We start from the raw sequence: 24,570 nt of genomic DNA, 5'->3' as shown, positions 1-24,570 counted from the left end.
AGCCAGATCAGGCGCTTTCGAACAGACGCGTCAGCACGAACTCGCGATGACCCAGCGCCTCGGCCGATGTCCAGCGGCCATTCGCCGTGGCGAGCATCGACTCCAGCAGCTTGTCGCCGGCCTGATCGAGATTCTGCTCGCGCTGCAGCAGACCCGACACGTCGACGTCGACATGCTCGCTCATCGTGCGCACAGTACGCGGGTTCGCGCAGATCTTGATGACGGGCAAGATCGGGTTGCCGATCACGTTGCCCTGCCCCGTCGGGAAGAAATGCACGGCGAAGCCGGAGGCCGCGCACAACGTGACCATCTCCGCCGCCGCCGACGACGAATCCATGAACCACAGGCCCGAATGCGTCGGCATTTCCGCCTTGTCGAGCACGCCGTCCACACGGCACTTCTTGCCGATCTTCTGGATGTTGCCGAGCGCCTTCTCCTCGATCGTCGTCAGGCCGCCGGCGATGTTGCCCTTGGTCGGCTGCGACTCGGACAGGTCATCCGTTTTCCAGCGGTTGATCATGTCCTGATAGCGGTCGAACATGAACTGAAAGCGCTCGCGCACCTGATCGTTCGCGCAGCGCGCCGCGACGAGCTGCTCGCCGCCCGTCAGCTCCGACGTCTCGCCGAACACGAGCGTCGTGCCGAGACCATAGAGCTTGTCGAATGCATTGCCGACGGTCGGGTTCGCGCCACAGCCCGACGTGGTATCCGATTCGCCGCATTTGGTCGATACCCACAGGTCCGCGATCGGGCATTCTTCGCGGTCGAGCGACGTCGCGTACTGCACCATCTCCTTCGCCGCTTTCGATGCGCGCATGATCGTGTCGTGGTCGCCGTGCAGCTCGATGCCGAAGCCCATTACGGGCTTGCCCGACTGCGCGATGCCGTCGACGACGCGCTTGGTCCAGCCCTCCTCGATGCCGATCACGACGACGGCCGCGACATTCGGGTTGCAGCCCGCGCCGATCAGCGTGCGGAAATGCAGGTCGAGGTCCGCGCCGAATTGCAGGCGGCCATATGGATGCGGCAGCGCCATCGTGCCTTTGATGTTGTTTTCGACGGCTTGCGCGGCCGCATTCGACAGATCGTCGACGGGAAGAATGATCACATGGTTGCGCACGCCGACGCGTCCATTCGAACGGCGATAGCCGCGGAAAGTAGTGTTCTGGTCAATCACGCTCATGGTGGGTCTCTTTGATCGGGCTCTGTTCAGTGTGGGAATAGCTGGGGCCAAAAAGGGACGCGTGCGTGCGGACGCATGCCCCTCGCGCCGCCTTACCAGCGTTTCGTCTTGATGTTGTGCACGTGGGCGTGCTCGCCCGCCTTGATGGGCTGCACCACCTTGCCGATATCGACGCCGTACTTGTAGACGGTGTCGCCCACGGCCATGTCCTTGAGCGCCACCTTGTGACCGATGGGAATGTCCTGCTTCGCGGAGACGGTGATGACTTCGTCGTCGTCCATGATCCACGCATTCAGTTGCGTGCCCGCCTTGATGCCTTCGACGACCGCGACACCAACGGTGTCCTTCGCTTCGTGCAGCACGATATGAATCGTCCTGCGCTCCTGTGATGGGTTGCCGGAAGCTCCAGAACCCGTTTGCGACCCACCTGCTGCCGTGTAGCTCATCGTTTGTCTCCAGTCTGGTTGACAGGTTGTGTTTCGTCTCCGTGCAAATCATCTTAGGCAGCACTCATCCATATGTCAACCATATCATCTATATGTGTTTGATGAATCGGATGAAGTAGAATAATTTGGAAAGAAGCGAGAAGAGCGGCATCGCGCGCTGCACAGGCCACAACAACGCAACAACAACGCACTAACAACGCACTGACGAAGCACCATGCACGAGAGGACACAGCCATGAACACGTTGACGATCGGCTCGAACAACGCCAGCGGCACCATGGGCACGCCAACCATCGGCGGCACACGCTACAAGGAAGTGAAGAACGCGATGCTCGCGGCGCTTTCCGCGCAGGAATGGAAAGGCGGCGAGGCGATACCGTCGGAAAAGCGACTCGCTGAACGCTTCGGTGTTTCGATCGGCACGCTGCGCAAGGCAATCGACGAACTCGTCGCGGACAACATCCTCGTGCGCCATCAAGGGCTCGGCACGTTCGTTGCGCAACACCAGCGCGACCGGCACTTCTTTCGCTTCTTCCGCATCGTGCGCCAGGACGGCGACAAGACCTACCCGAGCGTGAGCCTCGTGTCCTTCAGGAAGGCCAAGGCGACGCGAGAAATCGCCGCGATGCTCGGCGTCGAGCCGAACGCGCGCGTGTTCACGTTCGTCAACCGGCTGGCGCTGCACGGCGAAACGGTGATGATCGACAACATCACGGTGGCCGAGGCGCGTTTTCCGGGGCTGACGGAAGCGGCTCTGCACGAGCGGCCCAGCACGCTCTACAACTTCTATCAGGATTCTTTCCACATCAACGTCGTCGGGACGGAAGAGCGCCTGCGCGTCGCCACCGCCGACGACGCCGAAAGCCGTCTGCTCGAAGTGCCGCACGGCACGCCGCTGCTCGAAGTGCGACGGGTCGCATACTCGTATCATCACGCGCCCGTCGAGGTGCGCATTTCCCATGTGAACACCGCGCGCTACGAATACGTCGGGCCGTCCGCTTCACACGAACAACCACTGTAACGGCACGCGCCGCGCGCTTTAGCGCGCTCGGCAATCACACGACAAAAGGGACGTGCCCAGCACGTCCCTTTTTCACGTTTTCCCGCAGTTGCAATCGGCAAGGGCATCACCTACACTCGACACTCATACAGATGAGTTAAATCACAGGGCACTTAATGCGCCACCGAGCACGGTGCCCGACAACAGACCATCAAGGCACCGGGTTCCAGTCGTGCGCCGCCATGCAACGTTTCGCGGCGCGAACGAACGGAACACAAGGAGACACTCGCGATGCGTACCCCGCCTCATCGTCGTCCTGCACATCTGTTCCATCGTCAGCGGCCACGTCCGCATTGCCGCGCGCCCGTCTGCGCGCGGTTCGCCATCGTTTGATTTGTCGCGCGCGTACCGGCTTGCCCGGCGCGCACGATTGCCTGTCGCGCACTCGCACCATCCGACCGCCCCGCCGTGTCTTGTCGCGCACGGCAACTACAAGGAGTGACCCGCAATGAGCCTCCGCAGACTTGTCGTTTTCTTCTCGACGCTGCTCGCGCTGTGCGCGATGCTGGCAAGCGCGCCCGCGCGCGCCGAACTCTCCGAGATACGCATCGCGCGGCAATACGGCGTCAGCTATTTGCCGCTGATGATCATGCAGGATCAGAAGCTGCTCGAAAAACATGCGGCGCAACTCGGCGTGCCGAACCTGAAAGTGTCGTGGGTCGAATTCGCGGGCGGCAACGTGATGAACGATGCACTGCTGTCCGACTCGCTGCAGATCGCGTCGGGCGGCGTCGCGCCGCTCGTGCTGCTGTGGGCGCGCACGCACGGTACGCCCGTCGAAGTGAAGGCGCTTGCCGCCATCAACTCGATGCCGCTGCTGTTGAACACACGAAATCCCGCCGTGAAGACGCTGAAGGACTTCAGCAGCAAGGACAAGATCGCGCTGCCCGCAGCGAAGGTATCGATTCAGGCGATCACGCTGCAAATGGCCGCCGAAAAGGCATTCGGCGCGGGCAATCAGGGGCAACTGGATAAATACACGGTGTCGCTCTCGCATCCGGACGCGCAGCAGGCACTGCTGTCGGGCAACAGCGAAGTGACCGCGCATTTCGGCTCGCCGCCGTTCCAGGAACAGGAGCTTGCGCACGGCGGCGTGCGTACTGTCGTCAATTCGTACGACGTGCTGGGCGGCAAATCGACGTTCAATCTCGTGTGGTGCACGTCGAAGTTCTACCAGCAGAACCCGAAACTCGTGCAGGCCTTCATGGCCGCGCTCGACGAAGCGGAAGCGCAGATCAACAAGGACAAGCACGCTGCGGCGCTCGCGTATCTGCGCATCAGCAAGGACAAGAGCAATGTCGCGGACATCGAGAAGATGATCTCATCGCCCGACGTCGCCTTTACGACGACGCCGGAAAACACCGTCAAATACGCGGACTTCATGGCACGCACCGGTCTTATCAAGGCGAAGCCCGATTCGTGGAAGGACATGTTCTTTCCGACCGTTCAATCGCTGCAAGGGAGTTGACGATGTCACGTACGCGCGCAGCAGCCAGATCCGATACGCCATCGCATGATGACGGACCACTGCTCGATGTGAGCGGCGTCACGTTGCAGTACAAGACGCCGAAACATCTGGTGATGGCCACTTATCGCGTCGACTTCAAGGTGTTCGAAGGCGACCGCTTCGTGCTGCTCGGTCCGTCCGGTTGTGGGAAATCGACGCTGCTCAAGAGCGTCGGTGGCTATCTGCCGCCGACGGAAGGCACGATCACGCTGAAGGGCAAGACCGTCACGAGGCCCGGCCCTGACCGGATGATGGTGTTTCAGGAATTCGACCAGTTGCTGCCGTGGAAAACGGTCAAGCAGAACGTGATGTTTCCGCTGCAGGCGTCGCATCGTTTGTCGGGACGCGAAGCGGAAGAGCGCGCGATGCACTACATCGACAAGGTCAACCTGACGAAATTCGCGGACAGTCATCCGCACACGCTATCGGGCGGCATGAAGCAGCGCGTCGCAATTGCGCGCGGCATGGCGATGGAGCCCGACATCCTGCTGATGGACGAACCGTTCGCGGCGCTCGATGCGCTCACGCGCCGAAAGATGCAGGACGAACTGCTCGGGTTGTGGCAGGACACGCATTTCACCGTGCTGTTCGTCACGCACTCGATTCCCGAGGCGATCAAGGTCGGCAGCCGCATTCTCTTGCTGTCGCCGCATCCGGGCCAGGTCAAGGCGGAACTCGACACGGCAGCCGCCGGCGAAACGCCTGCCACGCTCGAAAAACGCATCCAGCACATGCTGTTCGAAGACGAGATCGAAGAGGCCGAGAATGTCTGAAGCTACTGCACCCGGCGCGGCGCCCGTTCATTCGACGCGGCGCGATGCCGGCACGCGCGCGCCGCGCGCCGAGATCATCCGCGAACCCAGCGACGCCACGCATTTCAGCGTAGTCGAGAAACCGTTGTCGGCTTTCGAGCGGCTCTATAACCAGGGATGGCTGCGCAAGGCGATGATCCTCGCTGTGCTCGCGATCATCTGGGAAGCGTACGCGCGCTGGCTGAACAATCCGCTGCTGTTCCCGACCTTCACGGCGACCGTCGAAGCGTTGTTCCGCAGCATCGCGAGCGGCGAACTGCCCGGCAAGGCGTGGGCGTCGATTCAGGTACTGCTGATGGGCTATGTATGCGGCGTGGTGCTCGCATCACTGCTGACGGCGGCCGCGATCACATCGCGCATCGGCACCGACTTCCTCGAAACGATGACGTCGATGCTCAACCCGCTACCCGCGATCGCATTGCTGCCGCTCGCGTTGATCTGGTTCGGGCTTGGCAACGGCAGCCTGATCTTCGTGCTGGTGCATTCCGTCACGTGGTCGGTTGCATTGAATACGCACTCGGGCTTTCTCTCCGTCAGCAATACGCTGAAGATGGTGGGCCGCAATTACGGACTGCGCGGCGGCGCTTACGTCGCGAAGATACTCGTGCCCGCCGCGTTTCCGAGCATCCTGACGGGCCTGAAGATCGGCTGGGCATTCGCATGGCGCACGCTGATCGCGGCGGAACTGGTGTTCGGCGTCAGTTCGGGTTCGGGCGGCCTCGGCTGGTTCATCTACGAGAACAAGAACCTGCTCGATATCGCCAATGTATTCGCGGGCCTCTTCACGGTGATCCTGATCGGCCTCGCTGTCGAGAACTTGATCTTCCGCGTGCTCGAACGGCATACGGTGCAGCGTTGGGGCATGCAGTCGTAAGGGCTTTTTCGCTGTCAATCAATAGAAGAACGGCGGGCGCAATTGAATGCCCGCCGTTTTTTTTCGTGCTTCTTTTAGCCGCGAACCGCACCGGTTTCAAGGGTCTTTTCACGCTCATCCAGAATCGTTTCGCCCGGCCTGACGCGTGTGAAAGTCACAGGCTCTTGCGATATGCAGATCTCTCCTTGTTCGCAACGAACCGTCGTGAATGCCGATGTCGAAAGATCGCCTGCATCCGGAAAATCTTCTCTGAAATGCGCGCCCCGCGAGTTCTCGCGAGCAATCGCCGCTTCCGTAATCACCTGACTGACCGATATCAGGTTCTTCAAATTGAGCCAGTCGTGCCATTGCAGATTCAATGCGCGGTCGCCATCGGCAACGCCCGTTCGCATCAACTGGCCGTAAAGATCTCGCAAAGCCGCCCGTGCGCGAAGAAGGCCGTCGCCGTAGCGAATAATGCCGACGTCTTTCCACATGCATTCGTAGAGCGCTTCGCGAATGTACTCCAGCTCTTTTCCGTTCTGTTTAAAAGGCGCTTCTGCTTCGCTGATGGCGGCATGAATTGCGTCATCGTCGGGGGCATGATGCTGTCCCCGTTCGCTGACCCACGTCGCCATGCTGTCGCCGGCAATGCCACCGAATACGGTGGAGTTCGCAACACCATTGCCACCCAGACGATTAGCGCCATGCACTCCGCCCGTATCTTCGCCCGCTGCGAACAGGCCCGCGAGTTCCGTGCGGCAATCGGGCTGGAAAACCACGCCGCCCATCATGTAGTGCGCCGTCGGCACGACTTCGACGAGGCCGCCCGCAAGATCGAAGCAGCAATCGGCGCAGCGCTCCACCATGCCTTTGAACTGCTTGCGTACCTTGTCCGGTCCGAGATGGCCCATCTGAATGTACACGCCACCATTCGGCGATGTGCGCCCCTCCCTCATTTCCGAGTAGATGCCGCGCGATACGATGTCGCGCGTCGCACGCTCGCCGCGCGCGTCGTAGCGATGCATGAAGCGCTCTTTGTCGCCGTTCAGCAAATGACCGCCCGCGCCGCGCAAACCTTCTTCAAGGACGGTACCCGTCATTCGCGTATGGCTTCCGGCGAGAAGCCCGGTCGGATGGAACTGCACCATTTCCATATCGCGCAGCGGCAAGCCCGCGCGCAGCGCCATCGCCAGGCCATCGCAACTCTTGTCGCCTGACGGTGTATGAAACTTGTACATCGTCGGGCCGCCGCCCGTCGCGAGCAGCACCGCTCGCGCCTGCACGAACACGAATTGCCCCGAGCGCATGTCGATCATCAGCACCCCCGCGAGGTTCTTGCCGTCGCGGCTTCTGATCAGTTCGATTGCGCGGTGCTCTTCGAGCCGGTTGATGCCACGGCTCCACACCTGCTCGGCAAGACGGTTGATGATCTCGATACCCGTCAGGTCGCCCTTGTGCACGGTCCGGTCGAACGTCTGTCCCGCGAATGCCTTTTGATGAATCGAGCCATCGGGATTGCGATCGAAAAAGCAGCCCAATTCGTTTTCGAGTTCACGAACGCGCTCGACGGCCGTGCTCACCAGCGTCCACGCGAGATCCTGATTCGACAGCCATTTGCTGCCCTCGATCGTGTCCATGAAATGACGCTCGACAGAATCGCCCGGCGCCAGCGCCACGTTATATCCGCCCTGTACCATGCGCGTGCAGCCGCACTTCCCTAGCAGCCCTTTGACAGCAACGGTAATCGAAAGCTGAGGCGCACTCTGATGCGCGTGCAAAGCCGCGAAGAGACCCGCACCGCCTGAGCCGAGTATCAGGATATCTGTCCGGATGTGCGCGATATTCATTTGGCCTGTACTCCGAGACTTGCGAGCACGGCCGCGCGACGGTCGGCTGCGTCGTGCTTCACTGCGTCGTAAAGACTCCCGCCGTGGCTATCCATCGCCACCAGCAACGGACCGAAATTGCTGATCCTGAATCGCCACAGCGATTCGGGATTGAGATCGTCGAGATCGACGGCTTCGATCTGCTCGATCCATGTCGTCTCAAGCGCCGCCGTGCCGCCGATGATCGCGAGATAGACGCCGCCGAGATCGCTGAACGCGCTTTGCGACGCTTCGCGCAGCCCGCCTTTGCCGACGATCATGCGCACGCCGTATTGCTCCATTAGCGGCCGCGTGAAGCGCTCCATCCGGTCAGATGTGGTCGTGCCGATACAGATCGGCTGATAGCCCGCCGGATACTCGTCGCAGATGGGAACCTTGCGCACGTTCGGCGCCGTATGAATGACGGCATGACCGCGAAGATCGAAATGCGTCGTGCGCCCTCTGTCGAACATATGGATTTGCGTCGCGTCCCGAATGCCGTAAAGCGTTCGATGCAATGTCACCGTATCGTTCACACGCAATTGCCGGATCTGTGACTCGTCGACGGGCGTGAAGAGATCGTAGTGGGCCATTTTCAGAAACCGTATGAAAGTCCGTCGGTAGAGAACACGGCTTTTGCACGCCGCGCCGAGTGACATTGCATGTTCACTGCGATGGGATTCATCGTGATGTGCGTCGCAGCGAGCTCGATATGAACGGCGAATGCGGTGCTGTCGCCGCCCAGACCTTGCGGACCGATGCCGAGCTGGTTCACGGCTGCCGACAGCTTCTCTTCGAGCGCCGCGCCGTCGGGATCTTCGCAACGCGTGCCGAGCGCCCGCGTGGCCGCGCGTTTCGCGAGCGCTACCGAAAGATCGGACGTCCCGCCGAGTCCGACGCCGACGATCGTCGGCGGACAGGTCTTGCCGCCCGCAGAAAGCACGCAATCGACGACGAACGTCTTGATCGCATCGATCCCTTCTGCGGGTACGGCCATCTTCAGAAACGAATTGTTTTCGGAGCCGCTGCCTTTAGGCACCATTTCGATGGCCGCCGTATTGGCGTCGCCGGAGAAGTCGATGTGAATGACGGGTACTCCGATGCCGCAAGACGTGTGATTGTTCTTGCGAGTCAACGGATGCACGACCGACGAGCGCAACGGATGCTCCCGCGTCGCTCGCTCACAGCCCTTGCGAATCGCGGCCTTCAATTCGAATCCGTCGAATTCGACATTGCGTCCGATCACGACGTTGTAGATCGGGATACCCGTGTCCTGGCACAGCAGGTTGTCGGTTCCTTCCGCCACTTGAATGTTCGTGCGCATCGTTTCGAGCACGCGCCTTGCCACGGGCGACGTATCCGTTGTCGCGAGCCTGTCGATGCCCTGCTTCACATCCGGTGGCAGCAGCTTGAGCGCGCGGATATAAAGCTCTTTAGACGCTTCCTCGACAGCGCCGAGATCCAGTTTCATGGTCATTTCCTCCCGGATAGCGTTTGGAATCCAGATCTCGCTGGCTTCGCAAACGCGGCATCAGTACATCAGTGCATGAGTGCAAGCAGAAACGCGAGGCCGGCACAGGTGCTCGCTCCCAATCCAAACGCGAGCCAGTTCTTTCGCAGCCCGGTCCAAGGGAGAAACTCGATCAACAACAGCCGGATGCCGCCCATCAAATGAAGCGAGAGCAGGATCACGAGGCCCCATTCGCCGAACTTGAAAAGCGGCTGGTCAGTGACGCGAATGAAACTTTCGAGCGCGCCCGCGCCGGCAATCGACTGCCCGAGCGCCCAGAAATGAACAGGTAAAAAGAGCGCAAGACCGAGACCGGACAAGCGGTGTACGAGAAACGCCCAATACGCCGGATGCGTACGCGCGCGATAGTCGTTCTTGCGCATCATGCGACAACTCCATAGACCGCGCGCAGTCCCATGAAAGCCAGCACGGCGGAAATCGCAACGCTTGCCGCCACTGCGGATTTGCCGCGCCATTGCAACCACTCTTCCGCAATCCGCAGCAGACCGATTGGGACGTGAATCGCGCACGCAATCACGAACAATGTATAGAACGCGCCGAAGAACCAGTTGCCATGCGTGCGGCCGAGAATGGCAGACGCACTCAACCCCTGGTGCACCGCGTAAACGATGACGGCGATGTGAACGAATACGCAGCACGCGAGAACCGTCGCGCTCATTCTCTGCCAGTACCACAAACGCGCCTGCGTTCTCAGCGACATCGCGTTCATCACAATTCCCCTTCGAGCGCGGCCTTCATCGTCATACGCTTCAGGCCCGCGATGCCAGCCGTCGGCGAGATGTGCTTGGGGCAACGTTCCGTGCAGGTCGCCTGCGTATGACACGAATGGCAGCCTGCATCGCCCGCCACCGCGCGAAGGCGTTCGGCACGCTTGCTGTCGCGCTCGTCGTTGACGAGCGTCCATGCGCGGTTAAGCGCGGCGGGCCCAAGATAATCGGGACGCCAGGTCACGACATCGCACGATGAATAGCAGACGCCGCAACCGATGCACTCGACACCCGCGTCGGCCGCTCGTCGTCCAGGGCTGTCTGGCTGCACGCGCGCGAAGTCATCGCGGCGCGTACGTTCCCCGCTGAATTGACCTTTGGCCTGAGCCCATTTATCGAAGAAGCGGCTCATGTCCGTCACGAGATCCTTGATCACGGGCAGGTTCGACAGCGGCGCAATCTCAAGCTGATTGCCCGCGGCCACCTTTGCGACATGCGTGCGGCACGTCCAACGCGCCTTTCCATTCACGTTCATCGCGCAAGAGCCGCACATCCCCACGCGGCATGCGAATCGATAGGCCAGATCGGGTTGCAGGTGACGCTGGATATAAGTCACGACGTCCAATACGGTCTGACTCTCATGGCGAGGCACTTCGTAGTCGATCAGTTCGCCTTCCGTGCGGCCTCTCCAGACCTTGACGCGTAGTGTGTCCGTACGTGTGTCCATGTCGACAGTGCCTTTGATGAAGAATGCCCAATGCAATAGCCAGTAGTGGCTTGTCACTCACTAGTGTTCTGCATCGGGAGATAAAGGAAAAGCGAATATTTCTTGGCTTGAGAGAAAGAATCGCTTTTCATCAGTCGACGCCACGACGGCTCAGCACCAACGCCATGCGGGCGTTATCGCGTTCCTTCTCCAGCCCTGAAATGACGAGAGTCGCGACCGCGTTGCCGATCATGTTGGTGACGGCGCGGATCTCCGAGATGAAACGGTCCACGCCGAGGATCAGCGCGGCGCCTTCGATCGGTATGTGCCTGAACGCCGTCAGCGTCGCGAGCAATGTGACGAAGCCGGCGCCCGACACGCCCGCCGCGCCTTTCGAGCTCACCATCGACAGCACCATCAGCGCGATCTGATCGCCCCATGTCATCGGCACGCCATAGGCCTGCGCGATGAACATTGCGCATATCACCTGCGCGACACAGGTGCCGTCGAGATTGAACGAATACCCCAACGGCATCACGATTCCGACCACCTGCTTGGGGCATCCCAATCCCTCCAGCTTGCGGATCAGTTGGGGAAACACCGACTCGGAAGAAGTGGTGGCGAGTACCAGCAGGATTTCGCCTTTCATATGATTGAGCAGCTTGAGCAACCCGAAACCGCTCATTCGGCAGATCGTGCCGATCACCACGACGAGAAAGAAGATGGTCGCGACGTAGACGGTGATGAGCAGCATGCCGAGCGAGTGGAGCGCCGACAAACCGTACTTGCCTACCGCGAAGCCCATTGCGCCGAGTGCGCCCAACGGCGCAAGCTTCATGATGAAACCGACGATCCTGAACAGGACTTCGGAAATGCCGTCGAAGAAGGTCAACAGCGGCTGTCCTTTTTCACCGAGGTACGACAAAGCCACAGCGAAAAGGCAGGCGATCACGACAATCTGCAGCATGTCGCCCGATGAGAAGGGACTGAGAAAGCTCGGCGGAATGATGTTCAGCAGAAAGCCGACCAGTCCACTGTCGTGTTGTACGACTGTCTGGTATTGCGCCAGTGCGTGAACATCGGCGGAACCGGGTTGAAGATTCATCCCTGTGCCGGGTCCGATCAGATTCACCATCATCATGCCGATCAGCAGCGCCAGTGTCGTTACCACCTCGAAATACACAATCGTCTTGCCGCCTATCCGGCCCAATGTCTTCAGATCACTGATTTGCGAGGCCCCGCAGACGATCGTGGTAAAGATCAGCGGCGGCGTGATCATCTTGATGAGGCGGATAAAGCCGTCGGACAACGGCTTCAGTGATTGTCCGAACGCGGGAAAGAAATGACCGATTGCGACTCCGATAAGGATCGCGATAAAGACCTGGAAATAGACATGTCGGGTGAATCGACGCAGCATGGTGTCTCCTGTTTCTCGTCGCGGCTCGTCAATGGATTGACGACAGTTCGTGAGTGAAAAGAGCAAAGAGCCGCTTTATGAGTAAGGTGTCTTGCAGGAAAGAACGGTGCGGCATGCCGCCAAAATGGCGAGATCACGCCAGCATTCCGATTGAAGAGCGGACGATGAGATTGGCGCCTGCCAGAATCAGCACGGCCCAAAGAAGCGTCGACACTCTGGCGGCCGGCACTCTGCTGCGCAACAACGCGCCCGCGGCAAGACCGAGCGCGCCGCAAGGCAAGAGCCATCCCGCGAGCGGCAACACCACCGGGTTCTTGTACAAGCCGGATGCACTGAATAGAAAGAGCCGCGCGACAGCCGTCGCGGTGATCAGCATGCTGACGGTGGCGCGCCGCTGGTCGGCGTCACGCAGCCGCCCCGCGAGATAGATCGTATAGACGGGACCGCCCGTGCCGAATACGGCTGTCAGGCATCCGCCGCTGACACCCAACGGCAATGCCCAGCCTGCGCCCAGCGCGCGAAATTCTCCGCTCGACATGATTCGCCATGTCGAATACACGAGCAGGCAAATGCCGAGTATGAGTTCGAGCGGCTTTTCCGGCGCCGAGACGAGCACGGTCACGCCAAGCACGAGCCCGATGCAAAGCCACGGACCTATCTTGCGCAGCTCGCCGATCTGCACGTCTTTCAGATTGCGGATGCCGACGAGCAGTCCCGCCATCAGGTCAAGTATCAGCATGACGGGCGTCGCCGTCTTCAATGGAATGAGCTGGGTCAGCATCGGAATAGCGACGATCGACGAACCGAACCCCGTCACGCCGTACACGAGGTACGCAAGCGCGACGATCACACCCGACACGGCTATCGAAGCAATGTCGATTCCGATCGTGGACAGAGCGAGATACGCATGGTCAAGCATCGGTGCATTGCCTCGTGGTATCGGGGTTCCTTTCCACGAGTCATTATGAAACCGACGTTGATAAAGAAAAATCCAATAATGGTTTTCCTTAGCACAAGGAAAACTTTCGCTTTTGTATCATGAGGCTTTGCCAATTCAACGCACTACCGCGTCGATGCGCTGCCTGACCCATCGTCATGCCTTCGATCAGAACCCTCAAAATCTTCCTCACTGTCGCCCGTTGCGGCACATTCGCGGCGGCGGGTTCCGAAGTCGGTCTCACGCCCGCTGCAATCGGTCTTCAGGTTCGCGCGCTCGAAGACGAACTCAAGGTACAGCTCTTCGACCGGACCGCTCGCGCGGCCGTGCTCAATTCCGTCGGCCGCGCGCTGATTCCTGAGGTACAGGAAATCGTGCGCCGCTATGAACTGCTCGAGTCCGCAGTGGGTGGCGGCGAAATGTCGGGAACGGTGACGATGGGCGCGCTCGTATCGGCGTTGATGGGCTCGTTTGCCGATGCGCTATGGTCGATCCGTCAACGCTATCCCCGGCTCGATGTGCATCTGTTTGCGGGAATGTCGAGCGACTTCGCGCGAAAGGTGGAAACGGGCGAACTGGATGCGGCCGTCGTCACGCAATCGCCGCGCGCGCTCGCTTCGAATCTTCTCTGGACGCCGTTATATTCAGAGCCGATGATTCTGATCGTGCCGAGAAGCCCGCACTTCGATGTGCCGCGCAACCAGAACGACATCCTGCGTGAAGCGCCTTTCATGCGCTTCGACAGAAGCACGTGGACGGGGCATCTCGTGCAGGACGCGTTGAATCAGTGCGATACGCTCGTCAACGAGGCGATGGAATTGAACTCGGTCGAAGCCATCATCGAGCTGGTTCGGCAAGGCTTCGGCATCTCAATCGTGCCGAAGCTCGCCAACGTCGCGTGGGCCAATGACCAGAAGCTGCAGGTGATGCCTTTGAATGGCGTCGAAGTACTTCGTCACGTCGGCTTGCTCGAACGCTCGCGGCATAACCGCATGGCGTTCACCGACGCGATCAAAGGATTCTTCAATACGCCGTTGCGCTCGGCGTGAACGCGAGCGACGCAAGCGACACGCGTCCGAGCGTCTTTACAGATAGCTGCACACGTAATCGAGCGTTTCGATCACGTCGATATCAAAGCGGCTCTTGCCGGGCACCGAAAACGACTCGCCTGCGCGATACGTGTTCCACTCGTCGCTGCCTTCGAGACGAATGCGGCATTGGCCGGCCTGCACTTCCATCAGTTCCGGCGCATCGGTGCCGAAGTTGAGCGTGCCGGGCAGGATCACGCCGAGCGTCTTGCGGCTGCCATCGGCAAACAGAACGGTGTGCGACACGCACTTGCCGTCGAAATAGACGTTAGCCCGTTTGATAACGGAAACCTGATCGAATTGCGTTGCGGCCGTCATGGCGGTCTTCCTGTTGTCGTCGTGAATGGATGCGTTCGCGCCGTATGGCTATTCGCGCGGCGCGAGCCCGCCATCATACATTTCGATTCGCGCAGTGCAAACGCGCGAATCATTACTGGGCTTTGATTCCTTCTACTCCGCTCGCATCATCGACACCGACGCTTCGCTCGTCAGCATCAGGAACGTCAGCGTCTCGCGCAGATAGAGGCGCACGGCCGAGTCGCCATGGCTCCGGTAGCCGATCGACGCGTCCTGGCCAAGATGCAGTTCGTAGTCGCCGCCGCGCCTCGACAGCGCGCTTCCACCCTCCACCGCCGGCGCCCAGACGATGTCGCCGTTCACGATCCGCTTGATGTGCTCGATCGCGCCAGCTCGCGATGCAGGTTATTCGTATTGGGGAGTTCCTTTCAGAGAGCCAATATCCAACGAGCCTTCGTGACGCGGCTCGGCGGCAGCGGACGCGGATGCGGATGCGGATGCGGATGCGGATGCGGATGCGGATGCGGATGCATCATCGGCGGGCTCGCTCATCTCTACATTGGCACTCGCGTCTGCATTCACGTTCCCGGCCTGCGGATTGCGTTCCGCGAGCACTTCGAGCAGGGTCGCCGATGGCACGAAGAAGAGACCGCCCGTGACGGCGCGACTGAAGTCGAGCAGCCGGTCGTAGTTGCCCGGTGGCCTTCCGACGAACATGTTCTCGAGCATCTGCTCGAGCGGCGCGGGCGAGCGCGCATAGCCGATGAAGTACGTTCCGAACTCGCCTGCGCCGGGGCGGCCGAACGGCATGTTGTCGCGCAGGATCTTCACTTCCTCGCCGTTCTCGACGAGCGTCGTCAGCGAACTATGCGACCACGACGGCTTCACGCCTTCGCCAAGCTCGATGTCGGAGAGCTTCGTGCGGCCGATGATGTGCTCCTGCGCCTCGACGGTGAGCGCGTTCCAGCCCGTCATGTCGTGCAGGTATTTCTGCACGAGCACGTAGCTGCCCTCCGCGAAGTCCGGGTCCTCGTCGCCGATCAACGTGAACCCGGGCACTTCGCGGCCCGTCGGGTTCTCGGTGCCGTCGACGAATCCGACCATGCTGCGCAAGTCGAAATAGCGAAAGCCCTGCACTTCGTCGACCACCGACGCGGCATCGCCGAGCCGGCCCATCAGTTGCGTCGCGAGCTCGAAGCAGAGGTCCATCTGGTCCGCGCGAATGTGCAGCAGGATATCGCCCGGCGTCGCGACCGCGCGGCGTTCGCTCGGGCCGAACTCGCGAAACGGATGAAGCTGCGCGGGACGCGGGGCGCCGAACAGCGTGTCCCACGCATCGGAGCCGAAGCCGCATACGCATGACAGGTTGCCTGACGGCACGCGCTTGCCGACGGAGCGCACGAGCGCGCCGATGTCAGCGCACCATGCGCGCACAGTGCTGGCGTGGTCCTGTCCGGCGGCGAGCGTCGCGACGATGAAAATCGCGCTGCGGGTAATGGGACTGTCGACGGCTTGCGGTTCTGGAATGTCGTTGGGCATCGGATCGTGTCCTGTTAAAACCGTTGCGGGTTGCGACAAAGCGGAAAGTGCGCCGGGTAGGAGAGTACCGCGATTACGGCGATTCTGTCCCTGGAGCCGGCAAGACGGTCACGCGTTAAACCCGGCTCGCGGCGAGAAAGATCATACGATTAATCGACGTCAGATTACGGGTTTCCCCGCGTCAGGTCTGGCGGAAACGCGCCGTTATACCCATCGGGCAGCGCGTTATCGGTTGCCACGGAAACCAGCCGCATGGGCAATCAACACGTCAGCAAAGACCAGCAACGACCAGCAACAACCCGCAAGCCTCGACACCAGCCGCAGCAAACCGACCATCCTGACTTCACCATGACTCTCAACAAGAAACTCGCCTCGATGATTGCGATCCTCTGGATCGGCCTGATCCTCATTGGCGCGTTCGGCGCGTGGCAGAACCGCGCGTCGATGATCTCCGACCGCCGCGACCAGTTGACCACGCTCGTCGAAGAAGCGAACGCGATCGTCAACCACTACTACACGCTGTCGCAGCAGAATGCGATGTCCGAAGCAGACGCGAAGAAGCAGGCGCTCAGTTCGCTCTCCGCGCTGCGCTACGGCAGCGACGGCTATTTCTCCGTCAACGATTCGCAGCCCGTCATGCTGATGCATCCTTTCAAGCCGGCCCTCGTCGGCAAGAACCTGGCGGATTTCGCGGACCCGGCGGGCAATCACCTGTTCCTCGATCTCGTGAAGGCGGCGAACCAGGGCAAGGGCGGCTTCGTCGACTATCTGTGGTCGAAGCCCGGCAGCGAAACGCCTGTCGCGAAGACCAGCTACGCGATGCGCTTCGCCCCGTGGGACTGGGTGCTCGTCACGGGCATGTACATGGACGACGTGCAGAGCGCGTTCTACGCGGACCTCGTGCGCTGGCTCGCGATCACGTTCGCGCTCGGCGCGCTCGCCACCGTCGCGATGGTGCTCGTGCTGCGCAGCGTGAAGCAGACGCTCGGCGGCGATCTCGAAGTGGCCGTCGAAGCGGCGCAGCGCATGGCGCGCGGCGATCTCGCGACGCCCATCCCCGTCGCGCATCACGACGGCGCGAGCCTGCTGCATGCGCTGCGCACGATGCAAAAAGGCCTCGTCGATACCGTCTCGCGCGTGCGCGCCGGCACCGAGAACATCAACGTCGGCGCGAGCGAGATCGCAGCGGGCAACACCGATCTGTCGCAGCGCACGGAACAGCAGGCGGCCGCCCTCGTGCAAACGGCATCGAGCATGGACGAGATGACGTCGAACGTGAAGCAGAACGCCGACAGCGCCGCCACGGCCGCTCAGCTCGCGAGCCAGGCCGCCGACGTCGCGACGCGCGGCAGCCGCGTCGTCGATGACGTCGTTCGCACGATGGGTGACATCACGAACAGCTCGCGGCAGATCGGCGACATCATCGGCGTAATCGACGGCATCGCGTTCCAGACCAACATTCTTGCGCTGAACGCCGCCGTCGAAGCGGCGCGCGCCGGCGAACAGGGCCGTGGCTTTGCGGTCGTCGCGGCAGAAGTGCGCAGCCTCGCGCAACGTTCGGCGACGGCCGCGAAGGAGATCAAGGCGCTGATCGAAACGTCGACGGGCAGCGTCGAGGAAGGCGCGTCGCTCGTCGCGAACGCCGGCTCGACGATGACGGAACTGGTCGCGTCGGTGCGCCGCGTGAACGAGATACTCGAGGAAATCAGCCACGCGTCGCGCGAGCAGAGCGCGGGCATCGAGCAGGTGAACCGCGCCGTCGGTGAAATGGATCAGGTCACGCAGCAGAATGCCGCGCTCGTCGAGCAGGCGGCCGCCGCCGCGCATTCGCTGAAGGATCAGGTCGGCGTGCTGCGCGAAGCGATTTCGAGTTTCTCACTGCCCGCCTGAGTGCCCTTTGCCTTTCCGATGCGGCCAAGAAAGGCCACAAAACGTAGTCGACAAAAAGAAGGCGCTCATCGCGAGCGCCTCTTCAACACGCCGCGTCGGAGACGACGCATAGGTTGAACGGGCGATCCGTCCGATTTTTCAACGCCAACTTGCCCGCATTCCACACGATATGAGCGCGGCCGCACGGAGCGACACGGCTTCGAAGCGGCCGCTCTTTCATCGCGATTGCTTGCGCGAAGCTCGCGCCGAGATTACGTTCTTATTACAATCCGTTCCACACTCACTGTGGACCGGTCATCGGAACGGCCGGCTTCGCCCTCATGACACGCAAGCAAAACCACGACCCGTACGCGCCCGTCGCGAAGAATCCCGTCCTCGTCGCGCGGCTGCCGATGTGGCGCTCGAAGCTGACCGTGATCCTCGTGTTCGCGGCGTTCGCGTCGCTGATCGGCCGCGCGCTGTGGGTGCAGGTCGTCAACCGGGACTTCTACATCGAGCAGGGGCAAAAGCGCTATCAGCGGACCATCGAACTCGATGCGACACGCGGGCGCATCGTCGACCGGCACGGCGCGATGCTCGCCGTCAGTCTCGCGACGTATGAAATCTGGGCGTCGCCGAAACTGCTCGACGACACCGCTCATGCGCCGCTCGCGAAGCTGCTCGACATGCCTCGCGCGGAACTCGCGCGCCGCGTATCCGGCGACAAGAGCTTCGTGCTGCTCAAGCGCCAGGTCGATGCGCAGACGGCCGCGCATATCGACAAGCTCGATCTCGCGGGCATCACGCGCATCGCCGATTCGAAGCGCTTCTATCCGGAAGGCGAAGCAGCCGCGCATGTGGTCGGCTTCACCGATATCGAGGACAACGGACAGGAAGGCATCGAGCTCTCGGCCAACGAACTGCTCGCCGGCGAGCCGGGCGAGCGCGAAGTGATCCGCGATCGTCTCGGGCGCGTGGTCTCCGATACGCGGCCGCTGACGCCCGCGCAAAACGGCGCGACCGTGCGCCTGACCATCGACCGCCGCATCCAGCAGCTTGCGTATGCGCAGCTTAAGACGGCCGTTGCGAAGCACAGCGCGCAAGCGGGCAGCGTCGTCGTGCTCGACGCGCGCAACGGCGAGATTCTCGCGCTCGCCAACTACCCGAGCTTCGATCCGAACGACCGCGCGCGGCTCACAGGGCAGCAGTTGCGCAACCGCGCCGTCGTCGATACGTTCGAGCCGGGCTCGACGATCAAGCCGCTGGTGGTCGCGCTGTCGCTCGATCGCGGCCTCGTGCGGCCCGATTCGATGATCGACACCACGCCGGGCTGGTACAAAATCGGCCCGAACGTGGTTCACGACACGTCGAATCATGGACGCATGACGATCGCCGAGGCATTGCAGAAGTCGAGCAACATCGCGCTCGCGAAGCTCGCGCTGAACCTGCCCGCCGAAACCATCTGGGACAAGTATCAGGAGTACGGACTCGGGCGCGCGCCGCAACTGACGTTTCCCGGCGTCGCGGCGGGCCGCGTGCGGCCGTTCGCGCGCTGGCGCCCGATCGAGCAGGCGACGATGGCGTATGGCTACGGCCTGTCGACGTCGCTGCTGCAGATCGCGCAGGTGTACACCGCGTATGCCGGCGACGGCACGCTGCACCCGGTCAGCCTCATGACCGGCCCGGCGCGTCCCGCTTCCACAGGCGATGGCCAGCGCGTCACGACGCCTGCGACAGCGGCGGCAATCCGCTCGATGCTCGAAATGGCGACGGGCGCGGGCGGCACGGGGCGCGCGGCGAATGTGGACGGCTATCGCGTCGGCGGCAAGACGGGCACGGCGCGCAAGCAGGTCGGCGCGACGTATGCGAAGAACCGCTACCGCTCGCTCTTTGTCGGCATGGCGCCGATGAGCGATCCGCGTCTGATCGTCGCCGTAATGATCGACGATCCGGCGGGCCGCGCGTTCTACGGCGGCACGGTCGCGGGTCCCGTGTTCAGCGCGGTGACGGGCGGCGCGTTGCAACTGCTCGGCGTGCCGCCCGATGCGCCGGTGACGGTGCCAGCAACGGAAGCCACGCATGCGCCCGACGTGTGATGCCTGCCATGCCGCGCAGTCGGCACATCCGTTGTTTCGTCACGCGCGACTTCGCGCAAGCACGCGCAAATCGCTTGCGACTTCATCCATCACCGGCTGCCCGAACGGCATCGGCGCCTAAAGTTGCCTCCCGCGCCGCCGATATTCCAGCAGAGGCCATCAAGGCTTCATCGCTTTGCATCAGCGCTCCCGTCATCAGTCCCGCTTCGTGCGTCGACGCCTGTGAGGCCGCTTGACGCACATCGTGGACCGACACGCCGGCACGGTCGGCGATGCCCTGCCCCGTCGCCGGCGATACCGAAAGGACATCTGCGATGGGCAGCCAACGCTCGAAATCGATAGCGGCACGCGTCGCGGCTTTTGCGTTGCCGATCGCGCTGCCGCTTGCGGCAACGCTCGGCGGCTGCGGCGGCGGAGGCGGCGACAGCGCGCCCACGTCGAACACGGCCAAGGGCACGCCCGCCACGACGAGCACGCCGGCGCCCGTGGGCAGCAACAGCGTGCTGCATGCCGCGTGCTCGGCCTGCTCCGCAGCCGACGATTCGACTTACACCGGCAGCGGCACGGCCGTCTGGCAGGCGGTCAACACGAATGCATCGGCGATCGACGTACCCGTCAGCATCAAGGGACTGTCGGGGCAGAACGTGACGCTCGTCTTCACGAACGAAGGCACGAGCGCGCAGCCGATGCCGGCCATCGCATTGAACACATCGAGCGCGAACATGTCGGCGTCGATCATGCGCGCGCAGTCGCTGGCGGCTGAAACGGCAACGACCGCGAGCGGCGAAAATCCGACGCTGGCCGCGATCCGCGACTTCAACTATCGGGGCTGGGATACGCTCGCGACGAACCGCGTCGCGCCGGCCGCGCGCTATGCGACGAACGGCACGGGCACGTCGACGACTTACAACGTCGGCGATACGCGCACGTTCTACTACGCCGACTACTCGCCGCGCACGACGACGCTCGCGCAGACGACGAACACGTCCGACGGCACGACGGTCAATCTGTGGGTCGAATCGGCTGAACTCGGCGCGGCGAAGATTTCCCCGCAGATCATCGACACGCTGATCACGAAATACGCGCAGCCGGGCGGCATCTACGACATGCTGACGCGCGTCGGCGGCCCGCTGTATGGTCCGAACGACCAGACGAGCCTGATCGACGGCACGCATCAGCCGATCGATCTCGTCGTGATGAACTTCGATTACAACAATCTTCCATACGGCGTGATCGGTTACTTCTGGGCGCTCAACAACTTCAGGAAGGGCGCGGGACAACTCGCGTACAGCAACGAATCGATTTCGCTGTATCTGGACTCGGAGACGCTCTATCTCGGCGGCACGTACGGCATGGATCAGATGCTGACGACGATGGCGCACGAGAGCATGCACATGCAGAACTTCTATCGGCGCGCGGTGCTGATGGGCGCGCAATACGCATTCGAGCCGTGGCTCGAAGAAATGACGGCGATGATGATGGAGGACTGGGCGAGCGCCACGATCGTGCCCGGCTACAACGCGATCCGTGACATGCGCTTCACCACGTACATGACGTATGCGGGCCACGGCAGCTACAACTGTGGCCTCACGACGTGGACGCCGTATGGCACGGACTGCGAAAGCTATGCGGTGAACGGCTCGTTCGGCGGCTATCTGAACCGTCAGTTCGGCCTGGCGTTCTATCAGTCGCTGCTGAACAACAAGAACCACACCGTTTCGCTCGATATCCTCGACGACGCGATCGGCAACGCGCAGTCGGGCGCGACGGTGGCCTCCGAACTGCGCGATTTCGCAGATGCGGCGAGCGGGCTGATCCCGTTGTCGTCGAATGTGCGCGGCTTCACGTTCCCGGCCCGCAGCGAAGCCGGCTTCACGCTGCCCGCAATCGACCCCGCTTCGCTGTCGAATGGCGTGGCGCGCGCGCTGCCCACGACGGTTCCCGCCACGCTCGCCGTGCTCGGCGCATTCCCCGTCGTGCGTCCGCATGTGAGCGGCACGTACAGCGAAACGGTGCATGTGCCGGCGGGCACGACGTTGTCGGTCGTGATCGACTGATACGCGTCTGACCCGCACGACAAGGCACAACGACTCGCGACGGCATCGCGCGTGCGTGTTTTAATGGCTCGGATGGACTGCCGACGACAACGCTTTCCAGGAGGTCCACGATGCTCAAACGCACTGCGACGATCGCCGCGCTCGTGCTGATGCAAACCGCCTGCGCAGCATCGATGCAACCGGCGATGCAACCGGCGATGCAACCCGCGACGCGATCGACGATGCAACGGGGCGACGCCGTCGATCTGTCGGGACGGCTCGCGCTGCGCGGCAACGAGCCGTTTGTCTATCCCGTGGTCTACGATGCGCGCGGCGTGTTCGAACTCGAAGGCATCACGCGCGAACGGGCGCTCTCGTTGCAGAACCGGCAGGTGAAGGTGCATGGCACGATCACGCGCGTCAATAACGCCGATACGCAACACGTCCTGCTGCCCGCCGTGCGCGTCGAATCGCTCGACATTGTGCCTTCTCCTGACGCCACTTCGTCATCGTCCGCGCCACCGGCGCAATGACGCGCCGTTTCTCCCGTAAGCACGATGCAAGACAAACTCCAGCCGCGCCGATGGTTGCGCGGACATGCATTGACGATTTGACAATCGACGCCTTTCACAACGCTGTCCGACGATAACAGCGGCGAAAGTTACACGACTCCATAAGTTCACACCTGTTTGATTCAATGCGGTCGCGTCGGCATAGCCGACGCGCGGCCCGCATCGTCATGCGGATCGTCACGCGCCTGAGATCGGCGCGCTCACGATACGACCGCCCCGAAACAAATCAACAATTCATTCCCGGGAGCTACGTCATTATGTTTCGCCGAGCTTTGATAGCCGTTCCTTGCGCCGGGTTGGCGCTGTCGCTCGTCGCATGCGGCAGCGATCACAACAACTCGACCGCACAGAATTCGCTGCAAACCGCCACACCCATCAAGCACCTCGTCGTGATCTACGGCGAGAACGTTTCGTTCGATCACTACTTCGGCACCTATCCGAACGCGACGAATCCGGCCGGGGAGCCGGCGTTCTCGCCCGCCGCCGGCACGCCGTCGGCGAACGTCCTGACGGGCACGCTGCTGACGGCCAACCCGAACCTGAATGCCGCCAACGGCACGGGCGCGGCGAATCCGTTCCGTCTCGACCGCACGCAGGCCGCGACGGCCGACCAGAACCACTCGTACACGCCCGAGCAGCAGGCGAACGACAACGGCGCAGCCGACCTCTTCCCGAAGTTCACGGGTAAGGGCTCGAGCGGCGGCGTCGGCGCATTCGGCACGACGGGCCAGGTGATGGGCTACTTCGACGGCAACACCGTCACGGGCCTGTGGAACTACGCGCAGAAGTTCTCGATGAGCGATAACGCGTGGACGTCGACGTATGGTCCTTCAACGCCGGGCGCGCTCGAAGTCGTATCGGGCCAGACCAACGGCGTGCAGATCCTGAAGACGACGGCGAGTCCGTCGACGGTCGCGAAGAGCTCGTTCTTCATCAACGACGGCCAGGGCGGCATCACGATGATCAACGACGTCGATCCGGGCAACGACGTGTGCTCGAGCCAGACCGACCAGGTGCTGATGTCGGGCAAGAACATCGGCGACCTGCTGAACGCGAAGGGCATTACGTGGGGCGGCTTCATGGGCGGCTTCAACCTGTCGACGACGAACCCGAACGGCACGACGGGCTGCAAGCGCAGCACGGTCGCGACGGCCGTGGGCGCCGCGACGGCCGACTACATTCCGCACCACAACTGGTTCCAGTACTACACGTCGACGGCCAATCCGCAGCACACGCGCCCGAGCTCGACGGCCGCGATCGGCTACAGCACGGAATCCGACGGCAAGACGCCGGAACCCGCGAACCACCAGTACGACACGGATGACTTCTTCGCCACCGTGAAGGCGGGGAACTACCCGTCCGTGAGCTTCCTGAAGGCACCCGCCGCGCAGGACGCGCACGCAGGCTACTCCGATCCGCTCGACGAGCAGCAGTTCGTCACGAAGGTTGTGAACTTCCTGCAGCAGCAGCCCGACTGGAACAGCACGGCCGTGATCGTCACGTATGACGACTCGGACGGCTGGTACGACCATGTGTTCATGCCGCCCGTGCATGGCTCGTTCGATGCGCAGGCCGACCAGCTCAACGGCGCGGGCGTGTGCGGCACGACGGGCACGCAGCCGGCCGGCGTGAACGGCGGCGCCGTCAACGGCCGCTGCGGTCCGGGCACGCGCATCCCGTTCCTCGTGATCTCGCCGTGGGCAAAGACGAACTACGTCGATCACACGTTCGTCGACCAGGCCTCCGTCGTGCGCTTCATCGAGGACAACTGGCTGAACGGTCAGCGCATCGGCGGCGGTTCGTTCGATGCGACGTCGGGCAGCATCATGTCGATGTTCGACTTCTCGAACGGCGGCAAGAACCCGACGCTGTTCCTCGACCAGACGCAAGGCACCCCCGTCAGTTCGGTGCCCGCGATCTGACGCGCGCATCGAGCGCGTCTGGCATCTAGCAGCATGGCCGTGTTGCAGCCGGGAAACCGGCGCAACGCGGCGCTTTCGTTTTCGAGGCGCGGCCTGTGCGGCGCGTCTGTCCCGAATCAGTCACT

22 protein-coding genes and 1 pseudogene are annotated in these 24,570 nt (G+C 62.2%); 10 read left to right on the top strand and 13 right to left on the bottom strand.

What is annotated here, in order from left to right; translation table 11 throughout:
- Window positions 1–7 precede the first annotated feature (7 nt).
- Together AABE10_RS19855 and AABE10_RS19850 are read right to left on the bottom strand one after the other, a co-directional pair.
- Window positions 8–1,183 carry a UxaA family hydrolase gene (locus AABE10_RS19855; RefSeq protein ID WP_342934966.1) on the bottom strand — a complete coding sequence of 392 codons (1,176 nt, stop codon included), beginning with the start codon at window positions 1,181–1,183 and terminating at the stop codon, window positions 8–10.
- A 92-nt stretch (window positions 1,184–1,275) separates the two neighbouring features.
- Window positions 1,276–1,545, bottom strand: a complete 270-nt coding sequence (locus AABE10_RS19850; RefSeq protein ID WP_235851095.1) for a UxaA family hydrolase — start codon at window positions 1,543–1,545, stop codon at window positions 1,276–1,278.
- A gap of 318 nt (window positions 1,546–1,863) precedes the next feature.
- On the opposite strand from AABE10_RS19850, the gene AABE10_RS19845 reads away from it, so the two are divergent.
- The 4 genes from AABE10_RS19845 to AABE10_RS19830 all read left to right on the top strand — a co-directional run bounded on the left by AABE10_RS19845 (window position 1,864) and on the right by AABE10_RS19830 (window position 5,881).
- Window positions 1,864–2,649, top strand: coding sequence for a GntR family transcriptional regulator (locus tag AABE10_RS19845; RefSeq protein ID WP_342934965.1), 786 nt, complete (start codon window positions 1,864–1,866; stop codon window positions 2,647–2,649).
- A 487-nt stretch (window positions 2,650–3,136) separates the two neighbouring features.
- The gene (locus AABE10_RS19840) at window positions 3,137–4,156 is read left to right on the top strand and encodes an ABC transporter substrate-binding protein (protein ID WP_342934964.1); all 1,020 of its coding nucleotides are present in this window, start codon (window positions 3,137–3,139) and stop codon (window positions 4,154–4,156) included.
- Window positions 4,157–4,158: 2 nt separating this feature from the next.
- A complete protein-coding gene (locus AABE10_RS19835) occupies window positions 4,159–4,968 on the top strand; it encodes an ABC transporter ATP-binding protein (RefSeq protein WP_342934963.1) in 810 nt (269 codons plus the stop codon).
- Window positions 4,961–5,881: an ABC transporter permease gene (locus AABE10_RS19830; RefSeq protein ID WP_342934962.1), complete on the top strand. Its 921-nt coding sequence runs from the start codon at window positions 4,961–4,963 to the stop codon at window positions 5,879–5,881. Before AABE10_RS19835 ends, AABE10_RS19830 begins: the two co-directional genes overlap by 8 nt.
- A 74-nt stretch (window positions 5,882–5,955) precedes the next feature.
- On the opposite strand, the gene AABE10_RS19825 is transcribed toward AABE10_RS19830, so the two are convergent.
- The 8 genes from AABE10_RS19825 to AABE10_RS19790 all read right to left on the bottom strand — a co-directional run bounded on the left by AABE10_RS19825 (window position 5,956) and on the right by AABE10_RS19790 (window position 13,008).
- On the bottom strand, window positions 5,956–7,710 hold the full coding sequence (locus AABE10_RS19825; RefSeq protein ID WP_342934961.1) for an L-aspartate oxidase: 1,755 nt from the start codon (window positions 7,708–7,710) through the stop codon (window positions 5,956–5,958).
- Window positions 7,707–8,321 carry a fumarate hydratase C-terminal domain-containing protein gene (locus tag AABE10_RS19820; RefSeq protein WP_342934960.1) on the bottom strand — a complete coding sequence of 205 codons (615 nt, stop codon included), beginning with the start codon at window positions 8,319–8,321 and terminating at the stop codon, window positions 7,707–7,709. The genes AABE10_RS19825 and AABE10_RS19820 overlap by 4 nt, the downstream gene beginning before the upstream one ends.
- 2 nt (window positions 8,322–8,323) lie before the next feature.
- Entirely contained in the window at window positions 8,324–9,199 is an 876-nt protein-coding gene (locus tag AABE10_RS19815) for a fumarate hydratase (protein ID WP_342934959.1), read from the bottom strand.
- Between the two features lie 68 nt (window positions 9,200–9,267).
- On the bottom strand, window positions 9,268–9,621 hold the full coding sequence (gene sdhC, locus AABE10_RS19810; RefSeq protein ID WP_342935259.1) for a succinate dehydrogenase, cytochrome b556 subunit: 354 nt from the start codon (window positions 9,619–9,621) through the stop codon (window positions 9,268–9,270).
- Complete coding sequence (locus AABE10_RS19805) at window positions 9,621–9,968, bottom strand: succinate dehydrogenase (protein ID WP_342934958.1); 348 nt, start codon at window positions 9,966–9,968, stop codon at window positions 9,621–9,623. Before AABE10_RS19805 ends, sdhC begins: the two co-directional genes overlap by 1 nt.
- Window positions 9,968–10,693, bottom strand: a complete 726-nt coding sequence (locus AABE10_RS19800) for a succinate dehydrogenase/fumarate reductase iron-sulfur subunit (RefSeq protein ID WP_342934957.1) — start codon at window positions 10,691–10,693, stop codon at window positions 9,968–9,970. Before AABE10_RS19800 ends, AABE10_RS19805 begins: the two co-directional genes overlap by 1 nt.
- A 130-nt stretch (window positions 10,694–10,823) precedes the next feature.
- Window positions 10,824–12,089 carry a C4-dicarboxylate transporter DctA gene (dctA, locus tag AABE10_RS19795; protein WP_342934956.1) on the bottom strand — a complete coding sequence of 422 codons (1,266 nt, stop codon included), beginning with the start codon at window positions 12,087–12,089 and terminating at the stop codon, window positions 10,824–10,826.
- 133 nt (window positions 12,090–12,222) lie between these two features.
- Complete coding sequence (locus AABE10_RS19790; protein WP_342934955.1) at window positions 12,223–13,008, bottom strand: sulfite exporter TauE/SafE family protein; 786 nt, start codon at window positions 13,006–13,008, stop codon at window positions 12,223–12,225.
- A 176-nt stretch (window positions 13,009–13,184) separates the two neighbouring features.
- On the opposite strand from AABE10_RS19790, the gene AABE10_RS19785 reads away from it, so the two are divergent.
- Window positions 13,185–14,075 (top strand): LysR family transcriptional regulator, encoded by an 891-nt coding sequence (locus tag AABE10_RS19785; RefSeq protein WP_342934954.1) that lies wholly within the window; start codon window positions 13,185–13,187, stop codon window positions 14,073–14,075.
- Window positions 14,076–14,111: 36 nt separating this feature from the next.
- Here AABE10_RS19785 and AABE10_RS19780 read toward each other — a convergent pair whose 3' ends face one another.
- From AABE10_RS19780 to AABE10_RS19770, 3 genes and pseudogenes are all read right to left on the bottom strand, one after another.
- Window positions 14,112–14,432: a pyrimidine/purine nucleoside phosphorylase gene (locus tag AABE10_RS19780; RefSeq protein ID WP_342934953.1), complete on the bottom strand. Its 321-nt coding sequence runs from the start codon at window positions 14,430–14,432 to the stop codon at window positions 14,112–14,114.
- Window positions 14,433–14,564: 132 nt separating this feature from the next.
- A pseudogene (locus tag AABE10_RS19775) lies at window positions 14,565–14,795 on the bottom strand (encapsulin); the annotation flags it as partial.
- 21 nt (window positions 14,796–14,816) lie between these two features.
- A complete protein-coding gene (locus AABE10_RS19770; protein WP_342934952.1) occupies window positions 14,817–15,950 on the bottom strand; it encodes a Dyp-type peroxidase in 1,134 nt (377 codons plus the stop codon).
- A 348-nt stretch (window positions 15,951–16,298) separates the two neighbouring features.
- Between AABE10_RS19770 and AABE10_RS19765 the strand changes: the two genes are divergently transcribed.
- From AABE10_RS19765 to AABE10_RS19745, 5 genes are all read left to right on the top strand, one after another.
- Complete coding sequence (locus AABE10_RS19765; protein ID WP_342934951.1) at window positions 16,299–17,840, top strand: methyl-accepting chemotaxis protein; 1,542 nt, start codon at window positions 16,299–16,301, stop codon at window positions 17,838–17,840.
- Between the two features lie 320 nt (window positions 17,841–18,160).
- Window positions 18,161–19,915: a penicillin-binding protein 2 gene (locus tag AABE10_RS19760; RefSeq protein WP_342934950.1), complete on the top strand. Its 1,755-nt coding sequence runs from the start codon at window positions 18,161–18,163 to the stop codon at window positions 19,913–19,915.
- A 314-nt stretch (window positions 19,916–20,229) separates the two neighbouring features.
- Window positions 20,230–21,972 carry a M30 family zinc metallopeptidase gene (locus AABE10_RS19755; RefSeq protein WP_342934949.1) on the top strand — a complete coding sequence of 581 codons (1,743 nt, stop codon included), beginning with the start codon at window positions 20,230–20,232 and terminating at the stop codon, window positions 21,970–21,972.
- Between the two features lie 110 nt (window positions 21,973–22,082).
- On the top strand, window positions 22,083–22,484 hold the full coding sequence (locus AABE10_RS19750; protein WP_342934948.1) for a hypothetical protein: 402 nt from the start codon (window positions 22,083–22,085) through the stop codon (window positions 22,482–22,484).
- 296 nt (window positions 22,485–22,780) lie between these two features.
- A complete protein-coding gene (locus AABE10_RS19745; protein ID WP_342934947.1) occupies window positions 22,781–24,445 on the top strand; it encodes an alkaline phosphatase family protein in 1,665 nt (554 codons plus the stop codon).
- The last annotated feature ends 125 nt before the right edge of the window (window positions 24,446–24,570 follow it).

This window comes from Paraburkholderia diazotrophica, assembly GCF_038900755.1.
Taxonomy (GTDB): domain Bacteria; phylum Pseudomonadota; class Gammaproteobacteria; order Burkholderiales; family Burkholderiaceae; genus Paraburkholderia; species Paraburkholderia diazotrophica_A.
This window is presented reverse-complemented; position numbering and strand designations above follow the sequence as displayed.